A 5,775-nucleotide genomic window follows, 5' to 3' on the forward strand; every position below is an offset into this window, starting at 1 on the left:
GACCGTCACCTCCGCCGCCCCGTCCGCCACCGCCAGCGACTCGTACTCCCAGTCCGTGTAGCCCAGGCCGTGCCCGAACGGGTACGCGACCTGCTCGGGCGCGTAGTGCAGGTAGCCGATCGCGGCGCCCTCCGCGTACGGCAGCGACCCGTCCTCGCCGGGAACCGGCGACAGGATCCCGTCCTCCGACACCGGGAACGTCGTGGGGAGCCGCCCGCCCGGCTCGGCCGCGCCGGTGAGGACGTCGGCGATGGCGTCGCCGCCCTCCTGGCCCGGCAGCCACGCCCACAGCACCGCCGCGACCTCGTCCCGCCACGGCATCAGCACGGGCGCGCCCGCGTTCACCACCACCACCGTGCGCGGGTTGGCGGCGGCGACGGCGGACACCAGCTCGTCCTGGCGGCCGGGCAGCGCCAGCGTCGTCCGGTCGAAGCCCTCGCTCTCCACGTCGTCGTTCGTGCCGACGACCACGATCGCCGCGTCGGCGGCGCGGGCGGCCTCGACCGCCGCCGCCAGCTCCTCGTCCTCGGGCAGGTGCGGCTCGTGGTACCCGATGCCGAACGCCGTCAGGAACGATCCGGCCTTGTAGGCGCGCCGCAGCTCCACCGGGACGCCCCGCCCGGCCGCGAGCTCCACCTCGACGCGGTGCTCCGGCGGGCGCATCATCGCCTCGACCGGGTCGCCGCCGTCCAGGGCCAGGTTCACCGTCGCCGTCGTGTCCGCGACCCGCACCTCGTACTCGCCGACGCCCGCGACCGCGAACGTGTGGACGCCGTCCGCCGCGGGCGTCACCCGGGCGCGGACGACGATCTGCGCCGTCCCCTCCGGGACGCCCTCGAAGAACATGAAGCGGGCCGCCCCGCGGTGCTCGGAGTCGACGATGGCGCCGTCCGCGTCGACGAACTCCAGCCGCACGCCCGGCTCACCCGTCTCCGGGTCGGCCGCCATGTCCAGCGGCAGCGCCGCCAGCCGCTCGTGCGGGTAGACGCCCGCGCGCACCGTCAGCTCGGTGTCGGCGCCGAGCGCGCGGCGCAGGCCGTCCACCGGCGAGACGACGTGCTCGGGGTTCACGTGCGCGCTGCCGCCGCCCTGCGCGCTGAACCGCACCGCGTTCGGGCCGATCAGCGCCAGCCTGCCGGGCACGTTCAGCGGGAGCACGCCGCCCTCGTTGCGCAGCAGCACGCACGCGCGCGCCGCGAGCGCGCGCAGCTGGGCGGGCGCGTCGGGAGGCGTCGTCACGGGCGCCGGCTCGGGGAACCCGTCCAGCGCGCCGACCCGCGCGGCCAGCCGCAGGATCCGCAGCACCTTGTCGTCGACCAGCTCCTCGGCCACCTCGCCGTCGCGGACGGCCGCGACGAGCCTGTCCCGCCAGGCGTTGCCGGGCATCCCCGGCATCTCCAGGTCCATGCCGGCGTTCGCGCTCGCCGCGGTCGACCGGATCGCCGTCCAGTCCGACATCAGCACGCCGTCGAACCCCCAGCGCTCCTTCAGCACGCCGGTCAGCAGCGCGCGGTTCTCCGTCATCGTCGTGCCGTTGACCTTGTTGTAGGCGGCCATCACCGCCCACGCGCCCGCCTTCACCGCGTCCTCGAACGGGCGCATGTACACCGCGTCCAGGGTCGCGTCGTCGATCCGGGCGTCGTACGACATCCGGGCGGTCTCGGAGTCGTTGCCGACGAAGTGCTTCACGGTCGCCGCGACCCCGGCCGACTGCACGCCCTTCACGAACCCGACGCCGATCCGCGCGGTGAGCAGCGGGTCCTCGGAGTAGTTCTCGAAATGCCGGCCGCCGAGCGGGGTCCGGTGCAGGTTGATCGTCGGCGCGAGCTGGACGTGCACGCCCTTGTCCCTGGCCTGGGCGCCGTTCAGCCGGCCCGCGCGCTCGGCCAGCTCCGGGTCCCACGTCGCGGCGAGCGCCGTCGGGCTCGGGAACAGCAGGCTCGTGCTCCGCTCGTCCCACGCCGTGCCGCGGACGCCGCTCGGGCCGTCCGACAGCACCACCTTCCGCAGCCCGATGCCCGGGATCGGGCGCAGCGACCAGAAGTCGGCCCCGCTCAGCAGATGGACCTTCTCCTCGAGCGTCAGCTGGGCGAGCCGCTCGCGCAGGCCGGACTCGTCGACGGACATCGAACCTCCTCCTGTATCCGAACGCCGCCCACCCTATTTTCCGATACCGAGTACTCGGTAGGTTTGTTATTCGTACGTTATTTCTGGTCTGCGTAGAGTGAGGTGGCGTGAGGACCGGCACGGATCGGCGGCGCGGCTACGCCGCGGGCGACGCCAGGCGCGAGCGCATCCTGCACATCGCGACCCAGGAGTTCGCCGAACACGGCTACCGCGGCACGTCGCTGGCCCGGGTCGCCGAACGCGCCGGGCTGTCCCAGCCCGGCCTGCTGCACCACTTCCGCACCAAGGAGCAGCTGCTGGTCGCCGTCCTCGAACTGCGCGACCGGCGGGACATGGAGCGGTTCTTCGCCGGCGACGAGGGCGCCGGCGGCCTCGACCTGCTGACCGCGCTGGTCCGGGTCGTGGAGCACAACAGCCGCACGCCCGAGCTCGTCCGGCTCTTCGTGGTGCTGACGAGCGAGGCCGTCACCGCCGGGCACCCCGCCCGGGACTGGGCCCGCGCCCGCTACGCGCGCCTGCGCGCGTGGGTCGCCGACGCCCTCCGCCGTGCCGCCGACGCCGGCGAGCTGCGCGCCGGCCTCGACGCCGACGCCACCGCCGCCCGGATCATCGCCATCATGGACGGCCTCCAGACCCAGTGGCTCCTCGACCCGGACCGCATCGACATGCCCGCCCTCTTCCGGGCCCACGTCGACGACCTTCTGGAAACCCTCCGTCCCCACAAGGCGTGAACCCGAGCCACCGGTCACGGGACGGCCCGGGTGCATGGGGGCGTCCCCCGGGTCAGCTCCTGCGCATGCCTTCGCTGATCTTCTCGGCGGCGGCGACGACGGGGGCGGCGTGGAGGCGGCCCGGGGAGCGGGTGAGGCGTTCGAGGGGGCCGGAGACGGAGACGGCGGCGATGACGCGGCCGCCGGCGCCGCGGATGGGCGCGGAGACCGACCCGACGCCCTGCTCGCGCTCGCCGACCGACTGGGCCCAGCCGCGGCGGCGGACGGAGGCGAGCGTGGTCGCCTCGAACTTGGCGCCGCGCAGGCCGCGGTGCATCCGGTCCGGCTCCTCCCAGGCCAGCAGGATCTGGGCGGCGGACCCGGCGGTCATGGGGAGGGCGGCGCCGACGGGGATGGTGTCGCGCAGGCCGCTGGTGCGCTCGGCGGCGGCGACGCAGACGCGGACGTCGCCCTGGCGGCGGAAGAGGGAGGCGCTCTCGCCGGTGTGGTCGCGCAGCTGGGCGAGGATGGGCTGCGCGATGGCGAGGAGGCGGTCCTCGCCGGCGGCGACGGCCAGCTCGGCGAGCCGGGGGCCGAGGATGAACCGGCCCTGGGTGTCGCGGTGGACGAGGCGGTGGTGCTCCAGCGCGACGGCGAGCCGGTGGGCCGTGGGGCGGGCGAGACCGGTGGTCTGCACGAGCTGCGCGAGCGAGGCGGGACCGGCTTCGAGCGCGTTCAGCACGAGAACCGCTTTGTCAAGTACGCCGACTCCGCTAGAGTTGTCCATGTCTTGATATTGCCGTCTCGTAATTTGAGATGCAAATCAGCCGGACCGGACCCCGGCGCGACGGCGCGCCGGACGATCATGACAGGTGAGGTGGGTGTGATGGGCCGTACATTGGCCGAGAAGGTGTACGACGCGCACGTCGTACGGCGTGCCGAGGGTGAGCCCGACCTCCTCTACATCGACCTGCACCTGGTCCACGAGGTCACCAGCCCCCAGGCGTTCGACGGGCTGCGGATGGCCGGCCGGCAGGTCCGCCGCCCCGACCTGACGATCGCCACCGAGGACCACAACGTCCCGACCACGGACCTGCTCAAGCCGATCGCCGACCCCGTGTCGCGCACCCAGGTCGAGACGCTCCGCAAGAACTGCTCCGACTTCGGTGTCCGCCTGCACCCGATGGGCGACGACGGCCAGGGCATCGTGCACGTCATCGGCCCGCAGCTGGGCCTGACCCAGCCCGGCATGACCGTCGTGTGCGGCGACTCGCACACCTCCACGCACGGCGCGTTCGGCGCGCTCGCGTTCGGCATCGGCACCAGCGAGGTCGAGCACGTCCTCGCCACCCAGACCCTGCCGCAGATCCAGCCGAAGACGATGGCCGTCACCGTGAACGGCGACCTGCCCGAGGGCGTCACCGCCAAGGACCTGATCCTGGCGATCATCGCCCGGATCGGCACCGGCGGCGGCCAGGGCCACATCATCGAGTACCGCGGCGACGCGATCCGCTCCCTGTCGATGGAAGGCCGCATGACGGTCTGCAACATGTCCATCGAGGCCGGCGCCCGCGCCGGCATGATCGCCCCCGACGAGACCACGTTCGCCTACCTCAAGGGCCGCCCGAACGCCCCGCAGGGCGAGGACTGGGACAAGGCCGTCGAGTACTGGACGTCCCTGCGCACCGACGACGACGCGGTCTTCGACAAGGAGGTCGTGATCGACGCGGCCGAGCTGACCCCGTTCGTCACCTGGGGCACCAACCCCGGCCAGGGCCTGCCGCTCGGCGAGTCCGTGCCCGACCCCGCGACCATCGACGACCCGGTCAAGCGGCAGAACGCCGAGCGCGCCCTGGAGTACATGGGCCTCACCGCCGGGACGCCGCTCCGCGACATCGCCGTCGACACCGTCTTCGTCGGCTCCTGCACCAACGGCCGCATCGAGGACCTCCGCGCCGTCGCGGGCGTGCTGAAGGGCCGCAAGGTCGCCGACGGCGTCCGGATGCTGGTCGTGCCCGGCTCCATGAAGGTCAAGAAGCAGGCCGAGGAGGAGGGCCTCGACCAGGTCATCTCCGCCTCCGGCGCCGAATGGCGCGAGGCCGGCTGCTCGATGTGCCTGGCGATGAACCCCGACAAGCTCACCCCCGGCGAGCGCAGCGCCTCCACGTCCAACCGCAACTTCGAGGGCCGGCAGGGCCCCGGCGGCCGCACCCACCTCGTGTCGCCCGCCGTCGCCGCCGCCACCGCCGTCACCGGCCGCCTGGCCGCTCCCGCCGACCTCTGAGGAGACCCGAGCCATGGAAGCCTTCACCACCTACACCGGACGCGCCGTCCCGCTGCGGCGCAGCAACGTCGACACCGACCAGATCATCCCCGCCGTCTGGCTCAAGCAGGTCAGCCGCACCGGATTCGACAAGGGCCTGTTCTCCGCCTGGCGCGAGGACCCCGACTTCGTGCTGAACCAGCCGCAGTACCAGGGAGCCGGCATCCTCGTCGCCGGCCCCGACTTCGGCACCGGCTCGTCCCGCGAGCACGCCGTCTGGGCCCTCCAGCAGTACGGCTTCCGCGTCGTGATCGCGCCGCGCTTCGGCGACATCTTCCGCAACAACTCCACCAAGATGGGGCTGCTGCCGGTCGTCCTCACCGGCGAGCAGGTCGAGGCCCTGCAGAGCGCGGCCGAGAAGGACCCCGCCCTGGAGATCACCGTCGACCTCGAGAAGCGCGAGGTCCGCTGGGGCGCCGACACCGCCGCCTTCGAGATCGACGACTACACCCGCTGGCGGCTCATGGAGGGCCTCGACGACATCGGCCTGACCCTCCGCCACGGCGACGCCATCAACGACTACGAGGCCGCCCGGCCCGCCTGGCTGCCGGTCACGGTGTAGCCCAGGGGGGACGACCCCCCTGGAACCCCCCGTCACGACGGGCAGGGCGTTTC

5 protein-coding genes are annotated in these 5,775 nt (G+C 73.3%); 3 read left to right on the top strand and 2 right to left on the bottom strand.

The genetic code is table 11. The features are described from left to right. The coding region (locus ABZ914_RS44740; protein WP_500200791.1) for a glycoside hydrolase family 3 protein at positions 1-2,127 on the bottom strand (2,127 nt) is incomplete at its 3' end. A gap of 107 nt (positions 2,128-2,234) precedes the next feature. Between ABZ914_RS44740 and ABZ914_RS44745 the strand changes: the two genes are divergently transcribed. Continuing rightward, complete coding sequence (locus ABZ914_RS44745) at positions 2,235-2,858, top strand: TetR family transcriptional regulator (RefSeq protein WP_190859659.1); 624 nt, start codon at positions 2,235-2,237, stop codon at positions 2,856-2,858. A gap of 52 nt (positions 2,859-2,910) precedes the next feature. Here the strand turns inward: ABZ914_RS44745 and ABZ914_RS44750 are convergent, their stop codons facing one another. Next, positions 2,911-3,624, bottom strand: a complete 714-nt coding sequence (locus ABZ914_RS44750) for an IclR family transcriptional regulator (protein ID WP_190859661.1) — start codon at positions 3,622-3,624, stop codon at positions 2,911-2,913. A gap of 99 nt (positions 3,625-3,723) precedes the next feature. On the opposite strand from ABZ914_RS44750, the gene leuC reads away from it, so the two are divergent. Together leuC and leuD are read left to right on the top strand one after the other, a co-directional pair. After that, positions 3,724-5,121: a 3-isopropylmalate dehydratase large subunit gene (gene leuC, locus ABZ914_RS44755; RefSeq protein ID WP_190859663.1), complete on the top strand. Its 1,398-nt coding sequence runs from the start codon at positions 3,724-3,726 to the stop codon at positions 5,119-5,121. 13 nt (positions 5,122-5,134) lie between these two features. Then, on the top strand, positions 5,135-5,722 hold the full coding sequence (leuD, locus tag ABZ914_RS44760; RefSeq protein ID WP_500200792.1) for a 3-isopropylmalate dehydratase small subunit: 588 nt from the start codon (positions 5,135-5,137) through the stop codon (positions 5,720-5,722). Positions 5,723-5,775 lie beyond the last annotated feature (53 nt).

The organism is Spirillospora sp. NPDC046719 (assembly GCF_040645715.1).
Taxonomy (GTDB): Bacteria; Actinomycetota; Actinomycetes; order Streptosporangiales; family Streptosporangiaceae; genus Spirillospora.

What these genes read in the sequence shown, in the direction of transcription:
- ABZ914_RS44750 (WP_190859661.1), bottom strand. Translation starts at nt 3,624, where the DNA reads ATGGACAACTCTAGCGGAGTCGGCGTACTTGACAAAGCGGTTCTCGTG.
- leuC (WP_190859663.1), top strand. Translation starts at nt 3,724, where the DNA reads ATGGGCCGTACATTGGCCGAGAAGGTGTACGACGCGCACGTCGTACGG.
- leuD (WP_500200792.1), top strand. Translation starts at nt 5,135, where the DNA reads ATGGAAGCCTTCACCACCTACACCGGACGCGCCGTCCCGCTGCGGCGC.